Source organism: Jiella avicenniae (genome assembly GCF_021390325.1).
Classification (GTDB): domain Bacteria; phylum Pseudomonadota; class Alphaproteobacteria; order Rhizobiales; family Rhizobiaceae; genus Jiella; species Jiella avicenniae.
This window is the reverse complement of sequence record NZ_JAJUWU010000002.1, coordinates 29,157-50,552: the sequence shown is the minus strand read 5'-3', so window position 1 is coordinate 50,552 and position 21,396 is coordinate 29,157. Positions and strand designations below refer to the sequence as shown.

Genomic DNA, 21,396 nt, shown 5'->3' with positions numbered 1-21,396 from the left:
CCAAGGACAGGATTTGCGACAGTATCATCAGCCTTTCTTAAGTCGGCCGAGGCATGATGCGGCGATCCATCGCAACGCGGGACCGTTGACCGTGACGTTCACCACGACCGCCGTCCAGGCAAATCCGGCGCGACGTTTCGCGCCTTTCGCTTCGCCGCTCCTCCTCCTCGCGGCCGTCTCGGTCCTGCTGATTGCGCTGCTCCTCCTGCCGCTGACCGTCCCGATCGGCGCGATGTACTGGGACCTCTTCATCTATTTCGACGCGGCCAACCGCATCTTCGGCGGGCAGGTGCCGGGGGTCGACTTCTTCACCCCGGTCGGGCCGCTCGGCTACTGGCTGTTCGCCCTCGTCGAATGGGTCTTCCCGAAGGGCCAGCCGCTTCTCGTCGCGCAATGGTCGCTGTTCCTCGTCACGGGGCCGCTGATCGCCCTCGTCGTCGCCGACGTCGACAAGCTTTCGCGCGGCCTCGCGCTGGCGCTGCTCGGGCCGTTCCTGGTCTTTCAGCTCCTGCCGTTCAACGTCACCTCCTACTACTCGTTTCCGAGCGTCGACGGGTTCGGCATCTACAACCGGCAGATCACCGAGATCCTCTACGTCCTCGCGGCCGGGCTCGTCTTCGCGGCTTCGCGGCGCGTGGTCTTCGCCGTCGTCGTCGGCACGATGCTGGCGCTGTTCCTGACCAAGGTCACCGGCTTCTTCGCCGGTGGGCTCCTCTGCGTGGTGGCGCTCGCGGCGCGTCGGATCGAGCTGCGCGTGGCGCTCGCCGCGGCCGCGACCTTCCTGGCGGTCCTCGCCGTGCTCGAACTCTTCCTCGGCGTCGTCTCGGCCTATGTCGGCGACATCGCGGCACTGCTTTCGATGAACGAAGGCAGCCTCCTGCCGCGCTTCCTCCAGGCCGCCTCGATCCATTTCACCGTCTTCGGCCCGCTCTGCGCCCTGATGCTCACCCTCGCCGTCCTCGACGGACGCGACATCGCCGGCGCGGCCGGAGCGCTAGTCCGGTCTCCCGGCTGGGCGCCGCTCGCGCGGCTGGTCGATCGGCCCCTGGTGTGGATCGCCGCCGCGACCTTCGCCGCGCTCTTCGTCGAAACCCAGAACACCGGCGGCCAGGGCTTCGTCTTCCTGTGGCCTGTGCTGCTGATGGCCTGGACGCGCCGCAGCGCGGTCTTCGGCATGCGGCTCGGCCTCGTCGCGCTCCTGATCGCCGCCTCTTCGCTTCCCTATTTCGTCGAGGTGACGAGCCGCGCGACCCGCGCCTTCGTCGGGCAGATGAAATACGAAAGGCTGGCGAACGAGCATCTCGGCCCGCTCGGCCAGGTCACCCAGCGGCCGGAGATCATCCACCACGCCAAGGTGATGAAGGCGATCTATCGGGATCATCCGGGCACCTACGAGGCGATCGCCGAAGCCGGCGAGCTGCCGAACTTCACCCTCTACAGCGAGCCGGACTTCCAGCTCACCTGGCTGATGGCGGTGGACGAGGCGGCGGGCGCGATCAAGGCGTTCGAGGCGAGCCACGACGTCCGCTTCGAGACGATCATGAGCCTCAATTTCGTCAACCCCTTCCCTTGGCTGCTGGACCGGCAGGCGCCGCACGCGATCGCCATCGGCGCCGATCCCTACCGTGCCGTTCCGGACCCCGACGGCGCGGTGATTTCCGCCGTTCGGGCCACCGACCTGATCCTCTATCCGCGCTGCCCGATCACCGGCGCCAACGAGCGGCTGCGCTCCCTCTACGAACCTGCGCTGCAGGCCAAGACCAAGATCGCACTTTCTCCCTGCTGGGACGCCTATGTGAATCCGGCGGTCGCGGCCCGGGCCTCCGCCGACCCGGCGCCCACGCTTCGCGGCGCGGTCTCGGCGACGCAGTAGGACCTGTCGAAACCGCCGGAACGGGGGGATGAGCGTCTCGCCGGGTCTTCCCAAGGTCACAGTTTGCCGCGACACATGCCGTCTCGGCCTTCCACTTCGCATCACTGCGACTGAAACCACGTCCGGACCTTCGACAAGATGCGCCTTCACTCCGCTCTCGCCGCCCTCCCCTTGCTCGTCCCTGCCGTAGCGCATGCGCAAGGCGACGTCTCCGACAAGACGGGGACGTCCCTCGGCGCCGCCGCCCTGACGGCGGCCCTGAAGGACTATCTCGGCCCGCTGCCGTTCAAGGACGGCTTCGTCACCATCGAGCCGGACCCGAAGGGCTATCGGATCACCCTCGCGGCCGAGGGCAAATTCTCGACCGCGCTGCCCGGCGGCGGACGGGCCGAGACCGACGTCACCCCCTATTCCGTCGTCGTCAGCCAGCGAAGCGACGGCAACTGGCAGGTCGACGGCGATGGCGCGATGGCCGTCTCCTACGGCATCGACGCGAATGGCGCGAAGGTCGACACCGACTACGCGATGAACGGCATCAGGATCGCCGGGATCTGGGCGCCCGAGATCCGCAGCTTCCTGACGGCGACCGGAACGGTCGACGACATGCAGCTCACGCAGGCCCAGCCGAACGGCGAGGTCCTCGCCACCCTGGGGCCGATGCGCTTTCAGTCGACGGGTCGGCCGAAGCCGGACGGCAGCGTCGACTACAGCCTCTCCCAGGTCGTCGACGGCTTCACCGAGACGTTCCGCACGGCGGCCGATCCGGCGCAGCCCGACAAGCTGATCGACGTGGTCTTTTCCGCCGGTTCCTACACCGTCACGACGGAGGCCGCGGATCTGCAGGCGCGCTCGATCACCGATCTCGTCGCCTTCCTCATGCGCAAGGCCGCCGACGATACGCTGCGCCAGTCCGAGGCCGAACTGAAGCACCTGATCGGCGAGGCGATGCCGCTCTGGAGCCGGATCGCCGGCAACACCAGCCTCGAGGACGTCAGCGTCAAGACGCCGTTCGGCACCGCCGCGATCGGCCGTTTCGACGTCGCCGTCTCGGGCGACGGGCTCGTCACCGACGGGACCTATCGATACCGCGTCGCCACCAGCGGCATGAACTACGATTTCCCGCAGATCCCCGACTGGGCGAAGCCGCTGATCCCGAACGACCTGACGATGGACGTCGTCGGAACCGGGGTCGATCTCGAAACGCCGGCTCGCATCATCATCTCTCGCCTCGATCTCTCGGCCGACCAGCCGCTCTCGGACGATGCCGGCCGGGAGATCCTCGCGAGCTTCGAGCAGAAGCGGCCGCGTCTGCGGCTGGAGAACGTTCGGCTCGCCGCCCGCGACTACGACGTCACCGTCGACGGCGAGATCACCTTCGACGCGGCCACCCCCGAGACCCGGTTCGACATCGTCGCCTCCGGCCTCGACGCGGCGCTGAAGTCGCTCCAGGATGCCGGCGCCAAGGATCCGCAGGCGCTGCAGGGCTTCGCCTTCGGCTCGATGGCGAAGGGCTTCGGCCGGCAGCTCGCCGACGGTAAGACCGAGTGGCTGATCGAGACGGCGGCGGATGGCTCGGTGAAGATCAACGGCGTGACGATCAAGGGCCCCGATGCCCCGTCGGTGGAGCAGCAGCCTTCGCCCGAGACGGACCCCGCGCCCCCGGCTCCGCAGGGCGGCGACGACGGTGCCGGCCAGCCGCTCTGATCGTCGCAACCCGCCTCGTCAACCGAGGAGGAATGCCGCGACGCTGCCGGCGGAGCACAGCCCCAGCGTCGGCAGCATGCCGAGCCTGAAGACGAAGATCGCCGCCATCGCCGTGAGAAACAAGGCGAACGCCAGGGGATCGAGGCTGGAGAGCACCGGGACGTCGAGCGAGAGCCCGAAGCGCGCCACCTCCTCCACCCTCGCGAACAGGACGTGCAGGGCGAACCAGACGGCGAGATTGAGGATCACTCCGACGACCGCCGCGGTGATCGCCGACAGGGCAGCCGACAGCGCCCGATTGCTCCTGAGGCTTTCGACGAAGGGCGCGCCGGCGAAGATCCAGAGAAAGCACGGCGCGAACGTCACCCAGGTGGTGAGGCACGCCCCGAGCACGCCGGCGAGATAGGGATCGAGCGAGCCGGGCTGCCGAAAGGCGGCCAGAAAGCCGACGAACTGGGTAACCATGATCAAGGGGCCTGGTGTCGTCTCGGCGAGGCCGAGGCCGTCCAGCATCTCGCCGGGCTGCATCCAGCCATAGGTGCCGACGGCCTCCTGCGCGACATAGGCGAGGACGGCATAGGCGCCGCCGAAGGTCACCACCGCCATCTTGGAAAAGAACACCGCGATCTGCGGATAGACGTCGTCCGGACCGAAGGCGAGAAGCAGCGCAGCCACCGGCAGCAGCCAGACGAGGAGGCAGACGGCGGCGGTCCGAAAGGCCGATCCGGCAGACGGCCGCGAGGTGCCGAAACGGGTCCCGAGCGCCGGACCGGCGCTCGTCTGCGTCATGTCGGTCTTCCCCGTGCCGGCAAAGGCCGGATGCCCCGCCCGTCCGCCGGCGAAGCCGAGGAGGCCCGCGGCCGCGACGATCGCCGGAAAGGGAACGGCGAAGAGGAATATGGCGAGAAAGGCGGCGACGGCGATGGCGACCATCCAGCCGTTCTTCAGCGCCCGCCCGCCGATCCGGAGCACCGCCTGGATGACGATGGCGAGCACCGCCGCCTTCAGCCCGAGAAACAGCGAGGCGACGACGGCCGTTTCGCCATAGGCGGCATAGACGACGCTGAGCCCCATGATCGCCAGAAAGCCGGGCAGGACGAACAGCAGGCCGGCTATGAGGCCGCCGAGGGTGCGATTGAGGAGCCATCCGCAATATGTGGCGAGCTGCTGGGCCTCCGGCCCCGGCAGCAGCATGCAGAAATTCAACGCATGCAGAAACCGGTCCTCGCCGATCCAGCGCTTTTCCTCGACGAGGATGCGGTGCATTACCGCAATTTGCCCGGCCGGCCCGCCGAAGGAGAGGCAGGCAATCCGCGCGAAGGTCTTCGTCGCCTCGCCGAGGGTGATGTCGTGACCGGTGTCGAGGACTGCAGTCGCGTCATGCTTCATCTAGCGCTCGATCCCGCGGCTGCGGGCGACAAGACCATCGGGTCGCCTCTTCCGGCGAACTGATACCGTTCCCTCGTCTCCGGAAAATTGCGGCATCGGCACGAAGACATCCAGGCTCGCGATGATCGTCATGCGTCGATGGAGCCATCCATCCATGTCAGGCGTGTGACCGCTCGGCAGTTGCCTCTTTCGTGCAGCGTCACGAGCGGGAGCGACGATGTGGAATGTTTCAGCGACCCCGCCCGTTGGTCTATCAGGGGGGCCATGACGAGCGAGTTTCTCTCCGCCGCGGCGATGTTCTGGTCGGCCTTTCTGGCGGCGACGCTGCTGCCGGGGGCGTCCGAGGTCGTGCTCGCCGCCGCCCTCGTCGAGCGGACGGTCGATCCCTGGGCGCTGATCGCGCTCGCAACCGCCGGAAACACCCTCGGCTCCCTGTTCAACTGGGTCTGCGGACGTTTCCTGATCGGCTTCCAGGACCGTCGGTGGTTCCCCGTCTCGCCCCGGCACGTCGCGCGCTTCTCCGCCCTCTTCCAGCGCTACGGCGTCTGGACCCTGCTCTTCGCCTGGGCGCCGATCGGCGGCGATGCACTCACGGTGATCGCCGGCATCGCCCGGGTCAACGTCGTCCTCTTCCTCGTCCTCGTCGGGATTGGCAAGCTGGCTCGCTATGTCGTCGTTGCCGCCGGCGTCCTGACCTGGCCGTGGTGGTAGCGAGGAGACGAGTGCCGGCCATGGCGCTCGTCCTTCGACAGGCACCGGCGATCAGCCGGCCTTCTTCAGCTCCGATTCCGACTTCAGCACCTCGGACCCGTCCTCCTGTTCGATCAGATAGGCCGGATTGTCCTCGCTGGCGTTGCGGGTGATCTCGCTGCCGGCGATGGTGCGGGTCACCTTTTCCTTGAAGTGCTCCTTCACCTGCCCTTTGCCTTCGCCGTTTCCCCACGACCAGGCGACATGCTGGCCCTTCCGAAATTGCGTCATGGTGCCATCCTTTCGACGTCGTCGCATTCGCCGCGGCAAAGCCTGGAGGGCTCGGGACGGTTCCCTGACAAGTGTTTGATCGAGGAGTCGAAATCGTCGCAGGGGCGCATCGGAACGAGGGCTCGCGTCGTCGCGTTAGCGGATCTCCACGCAACCGAAATTTGCCGAGCGCCGGGTCCGGAAAGCCGATGCATCACGATCTCGCCCTCCATGCCGAGCGTCACGGGCTCGAAATGGTCGACCCCCAGACCTTCCGGATCCAGCGACACAAATGCGGCCGCGGCTTCCGGATCTGCTTCGACGATGGTGAAACCATCCAGGACCGCGAGATCAGGCGCCGCATCAAGGCGCTGGCCATCCCGCCCGCCTGGACGGGGGTGAAGATCTGCGTCTTCGAAAACGGTCACATCCAGGCCGTGGGCCGCGACGAGAAGGGCCGCCTACAATATCGCTATCACGACGCCTGGGTGAACGTACGCAACGCCGTGAAGAGCGAGCGGCTTCTGCGCTTCGGCCGGGCGCTGCCGAAGCTGCGCGGCCAGATCGAACGCGATCTCCGCCGCCGCAAGGCCGACCGGCGGATGACCGCCGCCGTCGCCACCCGCCTCGTCGACGTCGCGGCGATGCGTCCCGGCCACGAGAAATACGCCGCCGACGGCGGGCGCGGCGTTGCCTCCCTGCGTCGTCAGAACCTGAAGATCGTCGACAAGGTCGCGGTGCTGAAATTCGTCGGCAAGTCGAACAAGGAGCATCGGATCGAAATCGCCGAGCGCCCGCTCGTCGCGTCGCTGAAGAAGATGCGCCAGGGCCGCGGGCAGAGGCTTTTCCGCTATCCCGGCAAGACCAAGAAGCAGCGCGAGCTGACGGCCAACGCCCTCAACGAGTATCTCCACGAAGCCTCGGGTGCGCCCATCTCGGCCAAGGACTTCCGCACCTTCCACGGCTCCGCCGAGGCGCTGCGTTTCCTCATCGAGGAGGCGGGCGAGGCGGACACGCCGAACAAGAAGAAGCGCGCCGTCGCGGCGGCGATGCGCGCGGTTGCCGCGCGGTTGCGCAACACGCCTGCGGTTGCCCGCTCGTCCTACGTCCATCCGGCCATCGTCGAGGCCTACGAGGCAGGCATGCTCCCCGCCGATCTCCTGCAGGGCCGCCGGCGCGAGCAGCTGACCGCGCCCGAGACCGGGCTCATGCGGTTTCTGGAACAGGCCCGCCAGGCCCCGCCCCATCAGCCGAGCTGTGCCGGCCTTTCCCCGCCGAACGCCCAGTCGAGCAGCTCCACCGTGTGAACAACGGGGATCTTCGTCCCGCCCCCGATCTGCGTCATGCAGCCGATGTTGCCGGTGGCAATCACTTGCGGCGAGACGCTCTCGATGTTCTTTACCTTGCGCGTCTTCAGGCGGTCGGCGATCTCCGGCTGCAGGATGTTGTAGGTGCCGGCGGAACCGCAGCACAGATGTCCCTCCGGCACGTCGCGGACCGCAAAGCCGGCCTTCGAAAGCAGCGCCTTGGGCTGGCGAACGACGCGCTGGCCATGCTGCATCGAACAGGCCGAGTGATAGGCGACGACGATCGGGCCGACGTCGCGCGGCACCGGCAGTTCGAGGTCGGCAAGGAACTCGGTGACGTCCTTCGCCAGCGAAGAGACGCGCTTCGCCTTTTCCGCATAGGCCGGGTCGAGCCGCAGCATGTGGTGATAGTCCTTGATCGTCGTGCCGCAGCCGGACGCGGTGATGACGATGGCGTCGAGCCCGCCCTGCTCGATCTCGCCCATCCAGACGTCGACGTTGCGGCGGGCAAAATCGAGTGCCGGCTCCTCCTGGCCCATGTGATGGACCAGCGCGCCGCAGCATCCCTCGCCCTCCGGCACCACCACCTCGACGCCGAGGCGGGTGAGCAGCCGCACCGTCGCCTCGTTGATCTTCGGATCCAGCACCGACTGGGCGCAGCCCCTGAGGAGAGCGACGCGCTTCACCGGCTCACCCTCCGTCCTGCGCACGCCAGCCTCGTTCACGGCGGATTTCGCCGGCAGCGTCGCCGGCGCCAGCTTCAGCATCGCGCCGAGCGGCTTCAACGGCTTGACCGCGTCGAACACGCCGGCGAAGGGCCGGGCGAGCTTCGCCAGCGTCAGGCTCGCCCGGAACCGCGCCGGATAGGGCAAGGTCATCGCCAGGATCGTGCGGATCATCCGGTCGGCGAAGGGCCGCCGGTAGGTCCGCTCGATATGCGCCCGGGCATGATCGACGAGATGCATGTAGTTCACGCCCGACGGGCAGGTGGTCATGCAGGCGAGGCAGGAGAGGCAACGGTCGATATGGGTGACGACCTTCTCGTCCGCCGGCCGGTCGTTCTCCAGCATCTCCTTGATCAGGTAGATGCGCCCGCGCGGTGAATCGAGCTCGTTGCCGAGGGTGACGTAGGTCGGGCAGGTCGCCGTGCAGAAGCCGCAATGGACGCATTTGCGGATGATCTGCTCGGAATGCGCGACGTCGGGCTGTTCGAGCTGGTCGGCGGTGAAGGCGGTTTGCATGGTTCTGTCTTTACGGCTCGAGGACGTCGAACTGACCGGTGCGATCTAAAATGATGACGCGACCTGGCGCAGCGATTCTTACGGCTTCCGATATCTGCCGACAGATCGGCAACAAGCGCGCGAGGCGCTGATCTGGCAGCACGACGAGGGCAAACGGCCGTGTTCCAATGGTGTGCTGAAATCGCATGTTTCTGTCACAAGTGATCAAGACGGAGATCGTCTCGACTTCGAGACGAGCCAAGAGATCGCCGTTCTTCAAGCCTTTCCATGTGTCTGGGAACGGCGCGACGATACAGCCGAATGCGGCCAGTGCAGCGATGAGGTCACGAGGCACCGGCTCATCGAGGATTGCGTGTCGGCTCAAGCGACCAAACGCTCGAGATCCTCGCTCGCCACGAGAAGCGCCCCCTCGGCCTGCTCACGCGTCACGGTCGGAAAGTTATCCAAGAATTCCGCCAGCGACATGCCAGAGGCGAGATTTCCGAACAGAGCCTCGACCGGTACACGCGTGCCTTTGAACACAAGCGCTCCCGACATGATGTCCGGATCGCGTCCCATGATTTCGCCCACGTCCATAACAGATCCCTCTTTGGCGGCATTCTACGCCATCCGTCCCGGGTTGAGCACGTTCTTCGGATCGAACTGTTCCTTCAGCCGCCGCGACAGCGCTGCCAGCGGCCCAGGCTGCGGCTGGAATACGGCTGTCGCCGCCCGGACGCTTTCCGGCGCGCGCACCAGCGTCGCATGGCCGCCGCCGAAGCGCCGGATCGTCTCGCGGACGAGATCGGCCTCCGGCTCACCCGCCTCCATGCGCAGCCAGACGAGGCCGCCCTGCCAGTCGTAGAAGGCGTCGATCGCCGCCTGCATTCTCAGGCTCATCACGATCTCGTGGCCTCTCGTCGGCGTGACAGACAGGCGCCAGACCGGCTTCCGCGTCCCGTCGACGAAGGGGCGGACGTCGCGCACGTCGCGCCACAGCCGCCGGGACGCTTCCCGGTCCAACCGATCGACCTTGCCCACCTTTTCCAGCGCCCGTCCGAGATGGGCGGCACGCGCCTCGACGGAGGGGCCGAATCCGTCGATGCGGATCGCCGTCGCGGCCTCCTCGCCCAGCGCCCCTTCGGCGACGCGCGCGGCGACATACATCGGCAGATGCGCGGCGCCGGACACTTCCGCCGGCGAGCCCATCGAAGCGGCCATGGCGCCCGCCGCCTCGGCATCGGAGAGGCCACGCAGCACCAGCGTCGTCTCGGTCTCGCATGTCGGCAGGACCTTGATGGTGATCTCGCTCATCACCGCCAACGTACCGTAGGAGCCGGTGAGACCCTTGGAGAGATCGTAGCCGGTGACGTTCTTGACTACCCGACCGCCGGACTTGAAGATCTCGCCGCGCCCGGAGACGGCGCGGACGCCGAGGACGTGGTCCCGGGCCGCGCCCTGCTTCAGGCGGCGGGGGCCGGCGAGGTTGCAGGCGATCACGCCGCCGAGCGTCCCCTGGGCGGCGTCGAGCCCGTGCAGGGGGCCGTAGTCCATCGGCTCGAATTCGAGCCGCTGTCCATGCGCGTCGACCAGCGCCTCGATCTCGGCGATCGGCGTCCCGGCCTTGGCGGTAAGGACGAGTTCCTCGGGCTCATAAAGGGTGATGCCGCTCATCTTGGCGAGCGACAGCGTCCGCGCCGCCTGCACCGGGCGACCGAGCCCACGCTTGGATCCCGTGCCTTCGATCGCCAGCGGCTCCTCGGCGGAAACTGCGGCTGCGACGATATCCCGGATGTCGCCTTCAGTCTGCGGCTCAACCGAAAGCCGCTGCTCCGAAGCCTCAACGGTTGAACCTTGCATGCTCATGATGAACGCCGACGCATGAGGTCGGTCCGGACGTAGAGGTCTTGCACGGCACAGGAAAAGCCGAACTCCGGAAGTGCGATGCGATCATCGGGAGACCGCAACACCTGCCCCTGCCAGTTCTTCGACCGTGACCAGATCTCGACGGCGAAATCGGACTGGGAGATGATCAGAACGTACAAACAGTCCGGGTGATCGGCGTAACGCAGGCGTTTGGTACTGATGAACTCAGGGGTATTCGAATCCGACAGCACCTCGGCGACGAGATGGAAGCGCTCGGCGAAATAGGGATTGCCCTCGATCGTATCGATGATCGCGAGGTCGGCTTGCGGTCGAAATCCGGGATGAGCCGGGACCGCCAGGCCGACTTCGCGGATCGCGAAACGGTCCGGTGACTTAGCCTCCAGGGCATCGTTGAGCAGCTGCTCGAGATTTTGCCCGATGATTTGATGCTTCAGGCTCGGAGGATGCATCATCATGACGGGTTCCCCATCGATCAGTTCCCACCGCTCATCCTCGGACCGCGCTTCCAGAAATTTGAGGAAGCGGGCTTCATTCATGGGACCGGCCTCTCTCATCGAGGGCAAGGTTTCGATCGCGCTCATCGCTTGCTCTCCTTCTAGAACCGCGGCAGATCCGGAAAGGCCACCTGCCCCTTGTGGACATGCATGCGTCCCAACTCGGCGCAACGGTGAAGCTGCGGGAAGACCTTGCCCGGATTGAGCAGGTGCTTGTCGTCGAAGGCGCATTTCACCCGTTGCTGGTGCTTCATGTCGGTCTCGTCGAACATCTCCGGCATCAGGTCGCGCTTCTCGACGCCGACGCCGTGTTCGCCGGTGAGCACGCCGCCGACTTCCACGCAAAGCCTGAGGATGTCGTTGCCGAACTCCTCCGCCCGGTGGAGCTGGCCCTCTTCGTTGGCATCGTAGAGGATCAGGGGATGGAGGTTCCCGTCGCCGGCGTGAAAGACGTTGGCGACCCTGAGGCCGTATTTGTCGGACAGGGATTTCATGCCGGCGAGAACCTTCGGCAGTTCCTTGCGCGGGATCGTGCCGTCCATGCAGTAGTAGTCCGGCGAGATGCGCCCGACGGCGGGGAAGGCCGCCTTGCGTCCCGCCCAGAAACTGGCCCGCTCTTCCTCCGATTGCGAGACCCGGCATGTGACGGCGCCGTTGGCGCTGCCGACCGCCTCGACTTCGGCCAGAAGATGGTCGACCTCGGCCCCCGGCCCGTCGAGTTCGACGATCAAGAGCGCCTCGACATCGGTCGGGTATCCGGCATGGACGAAGTCCTCGGCCGCGAGAATGGCCGGCCGGTCCATCATCTCCATCCCGCCCGGAATGATCCCCTTGGCGATGATCGCCGCGACCGCCGCCCCCGCCTCCTCCGAGGTCGGGAAGCCGATCAGCACGGCCCGCGCTGTCTCCGGCTTCTGCAGGATGCGCACGGTCACTTCGGTGACGACGCCGAGCAGCCCCTCAGACCCGGTCATCAGGCCGAGAAGATCGTAGCCCTCGGCGTCGAGATGCATGCCGCCGAGGCGAACGACTTCGCCCTCGATGGTGACGAATTCGATGCCGAGCACGTTGTTCGCCGTCAGCCCGTATTTCAGGCAATGCACCCCGCCGGAATTTTCCGCCACGTTGCCGCCGATCGAACAGGCGATCTGCGAGGACGGGTCCGGCGCGTAGTAGAAGCCCCGGCCGGCCACGGCATGGGTGATGCCGAGATTGGTGACGCCGGGCTGCACGACGGCGCAGCGATTGTCGTAGTCGATCTCGAGCACCCGGTTGAACTTCGACAGCACGAGCAGCACGCCGTCCTCGAGCGGCAGCGCCCCACCAGACAGCGAGGTCCCCGAGCCGCGCGGCACCACCGGAATCTCCTCGCGGTGGCAGTATTTCAGCACCGCGGCGACCTGATCGACGGTGGATGGCAGGACGACGACCAGCGGGAGCTGGCGATAGGCCGTCAAGCCGTCGCTCTCGAACACCGCCATCTCGTTCGCCGCATCGACCACCCCTTCGCCCGGCACGATGGCGCGCAACGCCTCGACGATTGCCCGGCGGCGGGAAAGGATGGCCTCGGACGGCTTCGGCATCATCACGGACATCGGCGATCTCCCAATCTTCGCCTCAACTTACGCAGGGCAGCGACGATCGTCCACCGATCGGCGCCGGGCGGGGACGAGCGCGGCTCGTCGACGCGTCTGCGGCACACTCAATGCTCGCCGTCCTCGGCCGGGCGGACGTGGCGGCGCCTGATGCGCCCGACCACCATCCAGACGGCAAAAAGCGCGATCGGCACGAAGAGCGCGGTCAGGACGGTCGAGGAGACCGGAAAGCCCTCGTGCTCCAGTCCTTTGGCGAGATAGCCGAAAAGACCGACGACGTAATAGCCGATCGCCGCCACCGAAAGCCCCTCGACGGTCTGCTGCAGGCGAAGCTGCATCTGCGCCCGACGATTCATCGACGACAGGAGGTCGCGGTTCTGGTGTTCGAGTTCGACGTCGATCCGGGTGCGCAGGAGATTGGCGGATCGGGCGAGCTTCTCGGACAGATTGGCCTGACGCTCTTCGACCGCCCGGCAGGTGCGCATCGCCGGCGCCATGCGCCGCTTCAGGAAGGCGCTCCAGCTCTCTTGGCCGGCGATCGGCTGCTCCACCACCGCAGCCAGCCGCTCGCGGACGATCTCGTCATAGGCCCGGCTCGCGCCGAAGCGGTAGAGCACCGAAGCGGCCGACGCCTCGACCGCGGCAGCGGCGAGCGTAATCTCCTGCAGAAGCTCGCGCGAGTGGCCCGGCCCCGCCTTCATCTCCTCGGTGATCCGCATCAGCCGGCCCTCCAGCGCCTGGACCTCCGGCCCGACGGATTGGGCGAGCGGCAGGCCCAGGAGAGCGAGCGTGCGGTAGATCTCGATCTCGACGAGGCGCATCGCCAGCGCCCCGGCGCGGGCCGGCGGCAATCCGTCGTCGAGGACGAGGATGCGGGTCAGGCCGTCGCCGTCCTGGCGGAAATCGGTCGCCGCATGGGCGAGCCCCGCCTCCATCACCGAAAAGCAGAAGCTCGTCCTGTCGAAGATCTCGAGGGCGGCCTGCCCCTCGGCGTCGTTCGGCCGCATCTCGAGGTGGACACCGCCGATCAGCGGCCCGGGCGCCTCGAAATCGGCGCCGAAGGGATGGCCCGCGACGGGATCGCCGAAGCGCTCCGGCACCGGCCCTTCCCAGGAATAGGTGCAGAACTCGGTGTGGCGTTCCCAGCGCAGCTTGCCCTTGCCGAAGGGGAAGGCGTGGGTGCGCGCGTCCTTGGCCGGCGGCGGCACCCCGCGGCGCACCGACATGTCGGAGAGGATCTGATGGTCGCGGGCGCCGTGGTCGGCGTTCATGAAGGCGAGGACGACGAGCGCCCGCGGCAGCTTGATCAGGGGAAACGGGCGGGCGTGCAACTCCCCGAGCACGAGTGCCCGACGCGGATCCTGCTCGAACCGTTCGAGCGACTGTCGTGTGAACGTGATCGACGTCATCGAGCCCCCTCCCGAGAGACCGCCTTTGCTACAGGATGGCGGGTCGGGAGAAAACGCCAATTTGCGATCGTTCCAAATCGGGCTCAGGATCGCTACATGAGTCGGACGTCTCGACGAAGGTCGACCGAGCCCTCGTCCGCGCGGTGACGGTCGCAGATGACAGTGGAGTTTCAGTGCCTTGACCATGAACGGCATGACAGACGGCCTTTCCTCGACGAGCCCTTCGGCAACGGCGCCGACCGTGGCGCTGTTCGTCACCTGCCTGGTCGACCTGTTCCGTCCGAGCGTCGGCTTCGCGGCGATCAAGCTGCTCGAAGACGCCGGCTGCAGAGTGGTCGTCCCCGCGTCCCAGACCTGCTGCGGCCAGCCGGCCTACAATTCCGGCGACCGGGCGGACACCCAGGCGATCGCGCGGCAGGTGATCGAGACCTTCGAAGGTCACGACTACGTGGTCGCGCCATCGGGCTCCTGCGCCTCGACGCTGAAGAAGCACTATCCGGAACTCTTCGCCGACGAGCCCGAATGGCACGAACGGGCGACCCGGTTTTCGGCCAAGGTCTTCGAACTCGTCAGCTTCCTCACCGACGTCCGGGGCGTCACCGCCGTCGATGCCGCCCTCTCCGCGACGGTGACCTATCACGATTCCTGTTCGGGCCTGCGCGAGCTCGGCATTCGCGAGCAGCCGCGACGGCTGTTGAAGAGCGTCGAGGGACTGACGTTGAAGGAGTTGCCCGAAGCCGACGTCTGCTGCGGCTTCGGCGGCACCTTCTGCATCAAATATCCCGACGTCTCCAACGCCATCGTCGGCAAGAAGGCCAAGCACGTCGCCTCGACCGGCGCCGCATTGCTGCTGGCCGGCGATCTCGGCTGCCTGATGAACATGGACGGCAAGATGAAGCGCGAGAATGTCGGCGTCGAGGTGCGACACGTCGCCGAAGTCCTGGCGGGCATGACCGACAAGCCGCCGATCGGGGGCAAGCTTTGACGACGATCCGGCGCGGCCGGACGACGATCGAGGTCGTCACCGCCGACATCACGACGCTCGAGGTCGACGCGATCGTCAATGCCGCCAATCAGCAGTTGAAGGGCGGTGGCGGCGTCGACGGCGCGATCCACCGCGCCGCTGGCAGGGCGAAGCTTCAGGAGGCCTGCCGGGCGATCGGCGGCTGCCCGACCGGCGAGGCGCGGATCACCGATGGCTTCGACCTCAAGGCGCGCCACGTCATCCACGCCGTCGGCCCGCGATGGAAGGACGGCACGAAAGGCGAGGACGACCTCTTGGCCGGCGCCTACCGCCATTCCTTCCGGCTCGCCGAAGAAAGCGGTGACCGGTCGATCGCCTTCCCGGCGATCTCCGCCGGCATCTACGGCTTCCCGAAGGAAGGGGCGGCCAGGATCGCCGCTGCCGAAAGCCTCGCCGCCGCCGAAACTGGCAAGTTCGACCGGATCGTGCTCTGCTGCTTTTCCGGCGCCGATGCAGAGATTTACGCGGGTGCGTTCGAACGGGAGGCGACGTCATGAGCCTTGCCAAAAACACCCCGGCCACCGGGAGGCCGGTGCGATACGACGAGGACTTCGCCGCCTGGGCCTTCGAACAGGCCGAAATCCTGCGCACCGGCCGCCTCGCCGATGCCGATCTGGAGAACCTGGTCGAGGAGATCGAGAGCCTGGGAAACGGGCAGCTCCATGCGCTGGAATCTTATTATGCGCTGCTGATCTTCCATCTTCTGAAATGGCAGTTTCAGCCTGAGAGGCGGTCACGGTCGTGGTCGGGAACGATCCTGAACGCGCGTGCGCAACTTCGCCGGCGTGAGAAGCGCAATCCCGGCCTCAAAGCGCGGGCGGGCGAGATCGTCGCCGACATCTACCCCGATTCGCGGCGTCAGGCCGCGATCGAAACCGGTCTGCCGATCGAGACCTTCCCCGACACCTGCCCCTACTCGCTCGACCAGTTGCGCGATCCCGACTTCCTGCCGGAGTGAGACGATGAGCAATGCACCCAAGGTCGATGCTGCCGACGATCTCTACGACCGGGACGGCTATGCCTGGTCCAAGCGCGAGGCAGACCTTCTGCGCCAGGGTCGCTTTGCCGAGATCGACATCGCGAACGTCGTCGAGGAGATCGAGAGCGTGGGGAGATCCGAACTCAGGGCGATCGTTTCAAGCTACCGCCTCATCGCCATGCATCTCCTGAAATGGCAGCATCAACCGGAACGGCGAACGCGATCTTGGCGTAACACGATCAACCGGGAGCGCGGCACGCTGGAAATCGACGAGGCGAAAAATTTATCGCTCGCCGCGCGCCCTCTGCCACTGATCGACCAGGCCTACCGGACAGCCCGAAAAGACGCGGCCGACGAAACCGGCCTGCCGCTCTCGACCTTCCCTGAAACCTGTCCCTATACCGCCGAAGAGCTTCGCAGCCGCGACTTCCTGCCGGAGTGAGACGATGAGCAATGCACCCAAGGTCGATCCCGCCGACGACCTCTACGACAGGGACGGTTATGCCTGGTCGAAGCGCGAGGCCGATCTTCTGCGCCAGCAGCGCTTCGGGGAAATCGACCTCGCGAACGTCATCGAGGAGATCGAGAGCGTGGGACGGTCCGAATGGCGTGCCTTGAAGTCGAGCTACCGGGTGCTCATCCAGCACCTTTTGAAATGGCAGTATCAAGCGGAACGCCGTTCCCGATCATGGACGGACACGATCAGGACGCAGCGGACGAACATCGAATCCGACGAGGAAGACAGTCCGAGCCTGAAACGGGAAACCCGGACGATCCTGACCGCAGCCTATCGTCTGGCGCGAAAAGACGCTGCCGACGAGACCGGTTTGCCGCTCTCGACCTTCCCCGAAACATGCCCCTATACCGTCGAACAGCTTCGCGATCGCGACTTCCTGCCGGAGTGAGACGATGAGCCTTGCCAAGGACAAGCCTTATTACTCTGAACCGTCCGACTACGAGGACGACGTTTATTTGTGGGCGTTCGAGCAGGCGGAGTTGCTGCGGAGCGGACGGTTTTCCGAGCTGGACCTGCCCAACGTCATCGAAGAGCTGGAGGACGTCGGGCGCGAGGTCCGGGATCTCATCGAGGATGGCTACCGCAATCTGCTGGCGGCACTCCTCGAATGGGAAGTGGACCCTGCCTCCCGGACGCGTGAGAACGCAAAAGTCATTCTCGATGCGCGATTCAAGATCGAGGAAGGGGAGAAGGAATCCCGGTCGCTGCGCGACGGTGCGGACCGAACCGTCGAGAGTGTCTTCCCGGACGCCGTTCGCCTGACGATGATCGTCACCGGATTGCCCCGCGAGCGGCTTCCTGTCGAATGCCCTTACGATCTGGCATTTCTGCGGGACGTCAATGCAATGCCGAAAAGCGATGCCCACGACGACTGACGGATGAGCAAAAGTCGTCGCCGTGCCCATGTCTCGAGTTATATCCTCCTGATGCAACACCTATCGAAATGGCAATTTCAACGAGAAAGACGGTCCCGATCCTGGGTCGGCACGATCGATCACGAGCGCATCGGGATCGCCGGACGGGAGGCCGAAAGCTCGGAGTTCAGGGTGGCATCGGCAATGCATCTTGCGGACGCCTACAGGCGCGCGAGACGCTCGGCGGCGCATGAGACCGAGCTCCCGCTTTCGACCTTCCCCGAAACATGCCCCTATACCGCCGAACAGCTTCGCGATCGCGACTTCCTGCCCGAATAGGCCCCTCCATGCAGATCACCTCCCAGACCTTCAAGGCCAACACCGTCAAGGCGCTCGCCGACGTCGACCTCCAGCGGGCGCTCCGCCACGTCGAGAAAGGCTTCATCGGCAAGCGCCAGAAGGCCGCCGACGCCCTGCCGGAGTTCGACGCGCTGCGCGACGAGGCGGTGAAGATCAAGAACCATACGCTGAAGCACCTCGATCTCTACGTCGAGGCCTATGTGGCGAAGGTCGAGGCTTCCGGCGGCAAGGTGCATTTCGCCGAAGACGCCGACCACGCGCGGCGGATCTTCCTCGACATTGCCAGACGGCGAAAGGCCAAGACCGTCACCAAGGGCAAGACGATGATCTCCGAGGAGATCGGGCTCAACGCCTTCCTGGAGGAAAACGGCATCCTGCCCGTAGAGACCGATCTCGGCGAATACATCATCCAGCTCAGAGGCGAGCATCCGAGCCACATCATCGCGCCTGCGGTCCACATCAATCGCGACCAGGTCGAGGCCGATTTCCGCAAGTTCCACGTTCATCTCGACCCGGAGCGGGACCTGGTGAAGCCGGAAACGCTGCTGTCGGAAGCCCGGCAGATCCTGAGGATGAAATACGGCGAGGCCGACATCGGCGTCACCGGCGCGAATTTCCTCATCGCCGAGACCGGAACCTCGGTCATCGTCACCAACGAGGGCAACGGCGACCTCACCCAGCTACTCGGCAAGTGCCACGTCGTGCTCGCCTCGCTGGAAAAGCTGGTGCCGACGCTGGAGGATACCGCGCAGATCCTGCGCGTCCTCGCCCGCTCGGCGACCGGCCAGGAGATGAGCGTCTATACGACCCTGTCGACCGGCCCGAAGCGGCCCGAGGACGAGGACGGGCCGGAGGAGTATCACGTCATCCTCCTCGACAACGGCCGTTCCAACATGCTCGGCACGGAGTTCGAGGAGATGCTGCGCTGCATCCGCTGCGGCGCCTGCATGAACCACTGCCCGGTCTACCATGCGGTCGGCGGCCATTCCTACGGCTGGGTCTATCCCGGCCCGATGGGCGCCGTCCTGACCCCGTCGCTGATCGGCGTCGACAAGGCCGGCCATCTGCCGAACGCCTCCACCTTCTGCGGCCGCTGCGAGGCGGTGTGTCCGATGCGCATCCCGCTGCCGAAGATGATGCGGCACTGGCGCGAAAAGGAATTCGAGAGCCATCTGCAGCCGGTGGCGGCCCGCACCGGGCTCGGCGTCTGGGCGTTTCTCGCCCGGCGGCCGAAGCTCTACCGGGCGGCCGTCTCCTTCGCCATGCCGGCGTTGAAGCTTCTGGCCGGGCGCAAGGGCCGATTCCGCTCGCTGCCGCTCGCCGGCGGCTGGACCAAATGGCGAGACCTTCCCGCGCCGGAAGGGCGCACCTTCATGCAGGCCTACGCGCAGAGCGGCCATGGGCAGGAGACGAGCCGATGAGCGGATCGACGCGCGACGCCGTGATGGGGCGCATTCGCCGCGCCGTGGGCGCGAACCCGGCCAACGACGCGGCGCGGCGCGCGGCCGTCGCGGCCCGGCTGTCCGGCGCGCCGAAGGGGATCGTTCCCGAACGCGGGCAGTTGCCCCCCGCCGAGCGGCTCGACCTCTTCGTCACCATGGCGACCCGGGCCGACGCGACGGTGACGCGGCTCGAGGCCTATGCCGACGTCCCGGAAGAAGTCGCTGCCTTCCTGCGCGAGCGAAACCTTCCTGCAGAGATCAGGATGGGGCGCGACCCGCGGCTTGCCGGCCTCGACTTCTCAGGCACCGCGCTGACGGTGACGACCGGGCCGAGCGAGGGCGACGATCTCGCCAGCCTGTCCCATGCGACGGGCGCCATCGCCGAGACCGGCACCCTGGTTCTGACCTCAGGACCGGACAATCCGACCAGCCTCAACTTCCTGCCGGAATACCACCTCGTCGTCCTCGACGCCGCCGACGTTTCCGGCGACATGGAGGCGGTGCTGACGCGGATCAGGGAGCGTCACGGCAAGGGGGTCATGCCCCGCTCGGTGAATTTCGTCACCGGCCCGTCGCGCTCCGCCGACATCGAGCAGACGCTGCTTCTCGGCGCCCACGGGCCGCGGAGCCTGCACATCGTGGTGGTGGGAGAACCGACCGACGGAGCACGATGAGACGAGCTCCGCTCGCCAACCTGCTCCATCGTCCTTCGGGCGCTCGATCGCTTCGGAAAACCGGCCCGCGTTTCGGGATCTTAATCTAGCCGAGAAGCGGACCCGGAACGAAGTCCACTCCGTCGAAGATCTCGGCGAGCGGCAGCACGATGCCGAGCGTCGGGATCGCGATCGCCTCGCCGAGACCGACGACCCGTCTCTCGTCCAGCCAGCCACCCAGGGCCTCGTCCGACCGTTCGAAGACATAGACCTCCGGACGGTTGGGCTCGACATAGAGGATCGTCCGGATCGAGGGCACGGCCTTGTATTCGACGAGCTTGGCGGCCCGGTCGAAATCGCGCGTCGACGGCGAGAACACCTCCACCACGAGGACCGGCTGGCTCGCGACCAGGTCGTTGGGGTCGCGACGGCCACAGTCCACCCCGGCATCGGGTCGCCGGATCTGGTCGTGCCGCGTCCTGACGCAATAATCCGCCGTGAAGGCCTTGCATGGATTGCCTTTGAGGCGCTGGCGCAGCTCGGCAAGAACGTTCAGGACGATGGTGTCGTGGCGGGCCGTCGCGCCGGTCATCATCTTGACGGGCTGGCCGCCGACGAACTCGTAACGGCCGGGCCGGCCCTCCTGCCAGACCAGGAACTCCTCGATCGTCCAATGCTTCTGCGCGGCTTGGCTCACGGACTATCTCGTCGGGCTTCGGAAGCGACCCGCAGAATAGCAGCTTCAGCCCGCCCTTTGCAGCCGCGATTATGAGCACGGCGACCCTTGGGCACGACGGCACGGAAAGAGACGGGTCAACGACCTCGGCGCCATGGCTCGCCGCTGCTCTTCAATGGCCATGGAGACCCGTCATGCCCGTCGGATCGTCCTGGCTCTCGCCGCGATCGTCCTTCTCGCCATCCCAGGTCCGAGCGGCGACGGTCCTCGGCCAGCCGTTCGCCCATGGCCGCCGGACCGCCCTCGCCGGTATGAAAACGCGTTCGAGATGCGAAGACGCCGATCGATCAAGGCCGGCCCCGTCGGCATCGAGCGCCATCGGCATCGGGTCGAGGAAATCCCTCTTCCCCGCCAGCCGGCGGCGACCGTGATCCACCGCTGCAGCTCCGCCCGCGGCCGCCGCACGATCAGTGGCTGATGGCGCGGTCGAGGCCCGTCAGGCCCGCCTCGAGGCCGTTCCGCTCTTCTTCCGAAAGCGCCTTCAAAACGGCGGCTTCGGCTTCGAAGATCTTCGGCATGAGATGTCCGAGCGCCACTCCGCCCGCCTCAGTCAGCGTCAGATATTCGAAGCGGCGGTCCGAGGTCGCCCGCTCCCGCTTGACCCAGCCGCGCTGATCGAGCGCTGCGACGGCCCGGCTCACCTTCGTCTTGTCCATGGCCGTGAGTTCGACGATGTCGGACGAGGTCAGCTTCGCACTGTCGCCGCCGAGGGCGAGAAGCACGGCGAATTCGGGAGAGGTCAGCCCCTCTTCCCGCTTATGAACCCGCGACGTGATGCGGCCGAGCGCCGTGGCTGCGCGAATCAATCGGTTCGAAACGAGACCAGGTTGGTTTCGATGCGTCGGTCCTCCCATCGCCCGTTCCTTCCGATTGTTTTTGTCTTCGACGAATGCTGCCTCGTGTCGGGCCGGTCGGTTCTGATTTCCGCCGCCTTTCCAATTCGTCGCCACTCGACTCGATCCGTTGCCGCCCCCTCGTGCAAGCGCTGGGGTT

At 66.4% G+C, this 21,396-nt stretch carries 24 protein-coding genes; 13 read left to right on the top strand and 11 right to left on the bottom strand.

From position 1 onward, the window contains the following. The first annotated feature begins 91 nt into the window (after window positions 1–91). Together LZD57_RS02255 and LZD57_RS02250 are read left to right on the top strand one after the other, a co-directional pair. Window positions 92–1,873 (top strand): hypothetical protein, encoded by a 1,782-nt coding sequence (locus LZD57_RS02255; RefSeq protein ID WP_233717501.1) that lies wholly within the window; start codon window positions 92–94, stop codon window positions 1,871–1,873. A 138-nt stretch (window positions 1,874–2,011) separates the two neighbouring features. Further along, window positions 2,012–3,577, top strand: a complete 1,566-nt coding sequence (locus LZD57_RS02250) for a hypothetical protein (RefSeq protein ID WP_233717500.1) — start codon at window positions 2,012–2,014, stop codon at window positions 3,575–3,577. Between the two features lie 18 nt (window positions 3,578–3,595). Here the strand turns inward: LZD57_RS02250 and chrA are convergent, their stop codons facing one another. Then, the gene (gene chrA, locus LZD57_RS02245; RefSeq protein WP_233717499.1) at window positions 3,596–4,966 is read right to left on the bottom strand and encodes a chromate efflux transporter; all 1,371 of its coding nucleotides are present in this window, start codon (window positions 4,964–4,966) and stop codon (window positions 3,596–3,598) included. 264 nt (window positions 4,967–5,230) lie between these two features. Here chrA and LZD57_RS02240 point away from each other — a divergent pair, with 264 nt between their 5' ends. Then, on the top strand, window positions 5,231–5,677 hold the full coding sequence (locus LZD57_RS02240) for a YqaA family protein (protein WP_233717498.1): 447 nt from the start codon (window positions 5,231–5,233) through the stop codon (window positions 5,675–5,677). A 51-nt stretch (window positions 5,678–5,728) separates the two neighbouring features. Here the strand turns inward: LZD57_RS02240 and LZD57_RS02235 are convergent, their stop codons facing one another. Further along, the gene (locus tag LZD57_RS02235; protein ID WP_233717497.1) at window positions 5,729–5,947 is read right to left on the bottom strand and encodes a hypervirulence associated TUDOR domain-containing protein; all 219 of its coding nucleotides are present in this window, start codon (window positions 5,945–5,947) and stop codon (window positions 5,729–5,731) included. 188 nt (window positions 5,948–6,135) lie between these two features. On the opposite strand from LZD57_RS02235, the gene LZD57_RS02230 reads away from it, so the two are divergent. Continuing rightward, a complete protein-coding gene (locus LZD57_RS02230; protein WP_233717496.1) occupies window positions 6,136–7,233 on the top strand; it encodes a DNA topoisomerase IB in 1,098 nt (365 codons plus the stop codon). Here the strand turns inward: LZD57_RS02230 and glcF are convergent. The 7 genes from glcF to LZD57_RS02195 form a co-directional block, all read right to left on the bottom strand. Beyond that, entirely contained in the window at window positions 7,173–8,474 is a 1,302-nt protein-coding gene (glcF, locus tag LZD57_RS02225) for a glycolate oxidase subunit GlcF (protein ID WP_233717495.1), read from the bottom strand. The two genes, LZD57_RS02230 and glcF, sit on opposite strands and share 61 nt — an antisense overlap. 10 nt (window positions 8,475–8,484) lie before the next feature. After that, entirely contained in the window at window positions 8,485–8,838 is a 354-nt protein-coding gene (locus tag LZD57_RS02220) for a hypothetical protein (RefSeq protein ID WP_233717494.1), read from the bottom strand. Beyond that, complete coding sequence (locus LZD57_RS02215) at window positions 8,835–9,050, bottom strand: DUF433 domain-containing protein (RefSeq protein WP_233717493.1); 216 nt, start codon at window positions 9,048–9,050, stop codon at window positions 8,835–8,837. The genes LZD57_RS02220 and LZD57_RS02215 overlap by 4 nt, the downstream gene beginning before the upstream one ends. A gap of 24 nt (window positions 9,051–9,074) precedes the next feature. Then, complete coding sequence (gene glcE / locus LZD57_RS02210) at window positions 9,075–10,319, bottom strand: glycolate oxidase subunit GlcE (RefSeq protein WP_420844724.1); 1,245 nt, start codon at window positions 10,317–10,319, stop codon at window positions 9,075–9,077. Further along, entirely contained in the window at window positions 10,316–10,921 is a 606-nt protein-coding gene (locus LZD57_RS02205) for a Uma2 family endonuclease (protein ID WP_233717492.1), read from the bottom strand. Before LZD57_RS02205 ends, glcE begins: the two co-directional genes overlap by 4 nt. 14 nt (window positions 10,922–10,935) lie before the next feature. After that, window positions 10,936–12,429 (bottom strand): FAD-linked oxidase C-terminal domain-containing protein, encoded by a 1,494-nt coding sequence (locus LZD57_RS02200; protein ID WP_233717491.1) that lies wholly within the window; start codon window positions 12,427–12,429, stop codon window positions 10,936–10,938. Window positions 12,430–12,536: 107 nt separating this feature from the next. After that, window positions 12,537–13,838, bottom strand: coding sequence for a DUF3422 family protein (locus tag LZD57_RS02195; RefSeq protein ID WP_233717490.1), 1,302 nt, complete (start codon window positions 13,836–13,838; stop codon window positions 12,537–12,539). A 184-nt stretch (window positions 13,839–14,022) separates the two neighbouring features. On the opposite strand from LZD57_RS02195, the gene LZD57_RS02190 reads away from it, so the two are divergent. The 9 genes from LZD57_RS02190 to LZD57_RS02155 are packed head-to-tail and all read left to right on the top strand — an operon-like array spanning window position 14,023 to window position 19,688. Then, window positions 14,023–14,823 (top strand): (Fe-S)-binding protein, encoded by an 801-nt coding sequence (locus LZD57_RS02190; protein WP_233717510.1) that lies wholly within the window; start codon window positions 14,023–14,025, stop codon window positions 14,821–14,823. After that, complete coding sequence (locus LZD57_RS02185) at window positions 14,820–15,359, top strand: O-acetyl-ADP-ribose deacetylase (protein WP_233717489.1); 540 nt, start codon at window positions 14,820–14,822, stop codon at window positions 15,357–15,359. Before LZD57_RS02190 ends, LZD57_RS02185 begins: the two co-directional genes overlap by 4 nt. Continuing rightward, entirely contained in the window at window positions 15,356–15,820 is a 465-nt protein-coding gene (locus LZD57_RS02180; protein ID WP_233717488.1) for a DUF29 domain-containing protein, read from the top strand. The genes LZD57_RS02185 and LZD57_RS02180 overlap by 4 nt, the downstream gene beginning before the upstream one ends. Window positions 15,821–15,824: 4 nt before the next feature. Beyond that, on the top strand, window positions 15,825–16,283 hold the full coding sequence (locus LZD57_RS02175) for a DUF29 domain-containing protein (RefSeq protein WP_233717487.1): 459 nt from the start codon (window positions 15,825–15,827) through the stop codon (window positions 16,281–16,283). A 4-nt stretch (window positions 16,284–16,287) separates the two neighbouring features. Further along, window positions 16,288–16,746: a DUF29 domain-containing protein gene (locus LZD57_RS02170; RefSeq protein ID WP_233717486.1), complete on the top strand. Its 459-nt coding sequence runs from the start codon at window positions 16,288–16,290 to the stop codon at window positions 16,744–16,746. A gap of 4 nt (window positions 16,747–16,750) precedes the next feature. Continuing rightward, entirely contained in the window at window positions 16,751–17,233 is a 483-nt protein-coding gene (locus LZD57_RS02165; protein WP_233717485.1) for a DUF29 domain-containing protein, read from the top strand. 3 nt (window positions 17,234–17,236) lie between these two features. Beyond that, window positions 17,237–17,551, top strand: a complete 315-nt coding sequence (locus LZD57_RS24205) for a DUF29 family protein (RefSeq protein ID WP_420844723.1) — start codon at window positions 17,237–17,239, stop codon at window positions 17,549–17,551. A gap of 8 nt (window positions 17,552–17,559) precedes the next feature. After that, the gene (locus LZD57_RS02160) at window positions 17,560–18,993 is read left to right on the top strand and encodes a LutB/LldF family L-lactate oxidation iron-sulfur protein (protein ID WP_233717484.1); all 1,434 of its coding nucleotides are present in this window, start codon (window positions 17,560–17,562) and stop codon (window positions 18,991–18,993) included. Next, on the top strand, window positions 18,990–19,688 hold the full coding sequence (locus LZD57_RS02155; RefSeq protein WP_233717483.1) for a LutC/YkgG family protein: 699 nt from the start codon (window positions 18,990–18,992) through the stop codon (window positions 19,686–19,688). The genes LZD57_RS02160 and LZD57_RS02155 overlap by 4 nt, the downstream gene beginning before the upstream one ends. A gap of 85 nt (window positions 19,689–19,773) precedes the next feature. Here the strand turns inward: LZD57_RS02155 and LZD57_RS02150 are convergent, their stop codons facing one another. After that, window positions 19,774–20,364: a Uma2 family endonuclease gene (locus tag LZD57_RS02150; RefSeq protein WP_233717482.1), complete on the bottom strand. Its 591-nt coding sequence runs from the start codon at window positions 20,362–20,364 to the stop codon at window positions 19,774–19,776. Window positions 20,365–20,810: 446 nt separating this feature from the next. After that, window positions 20,811–21,209 (bottom strand): MarR family winged helix-turn-helix transcriptional regulator, encoded by a 399-nt coding sequence (locus tag LZD57_RS02145; protein WP_233717481.1) that lies wholly within the window; start codon window positions 21,207–21,209, stop codon window positions 20,811–20,813. Between the last annotated feature and the right edge of the window lie 187 nt (window positions 21,210–21,396).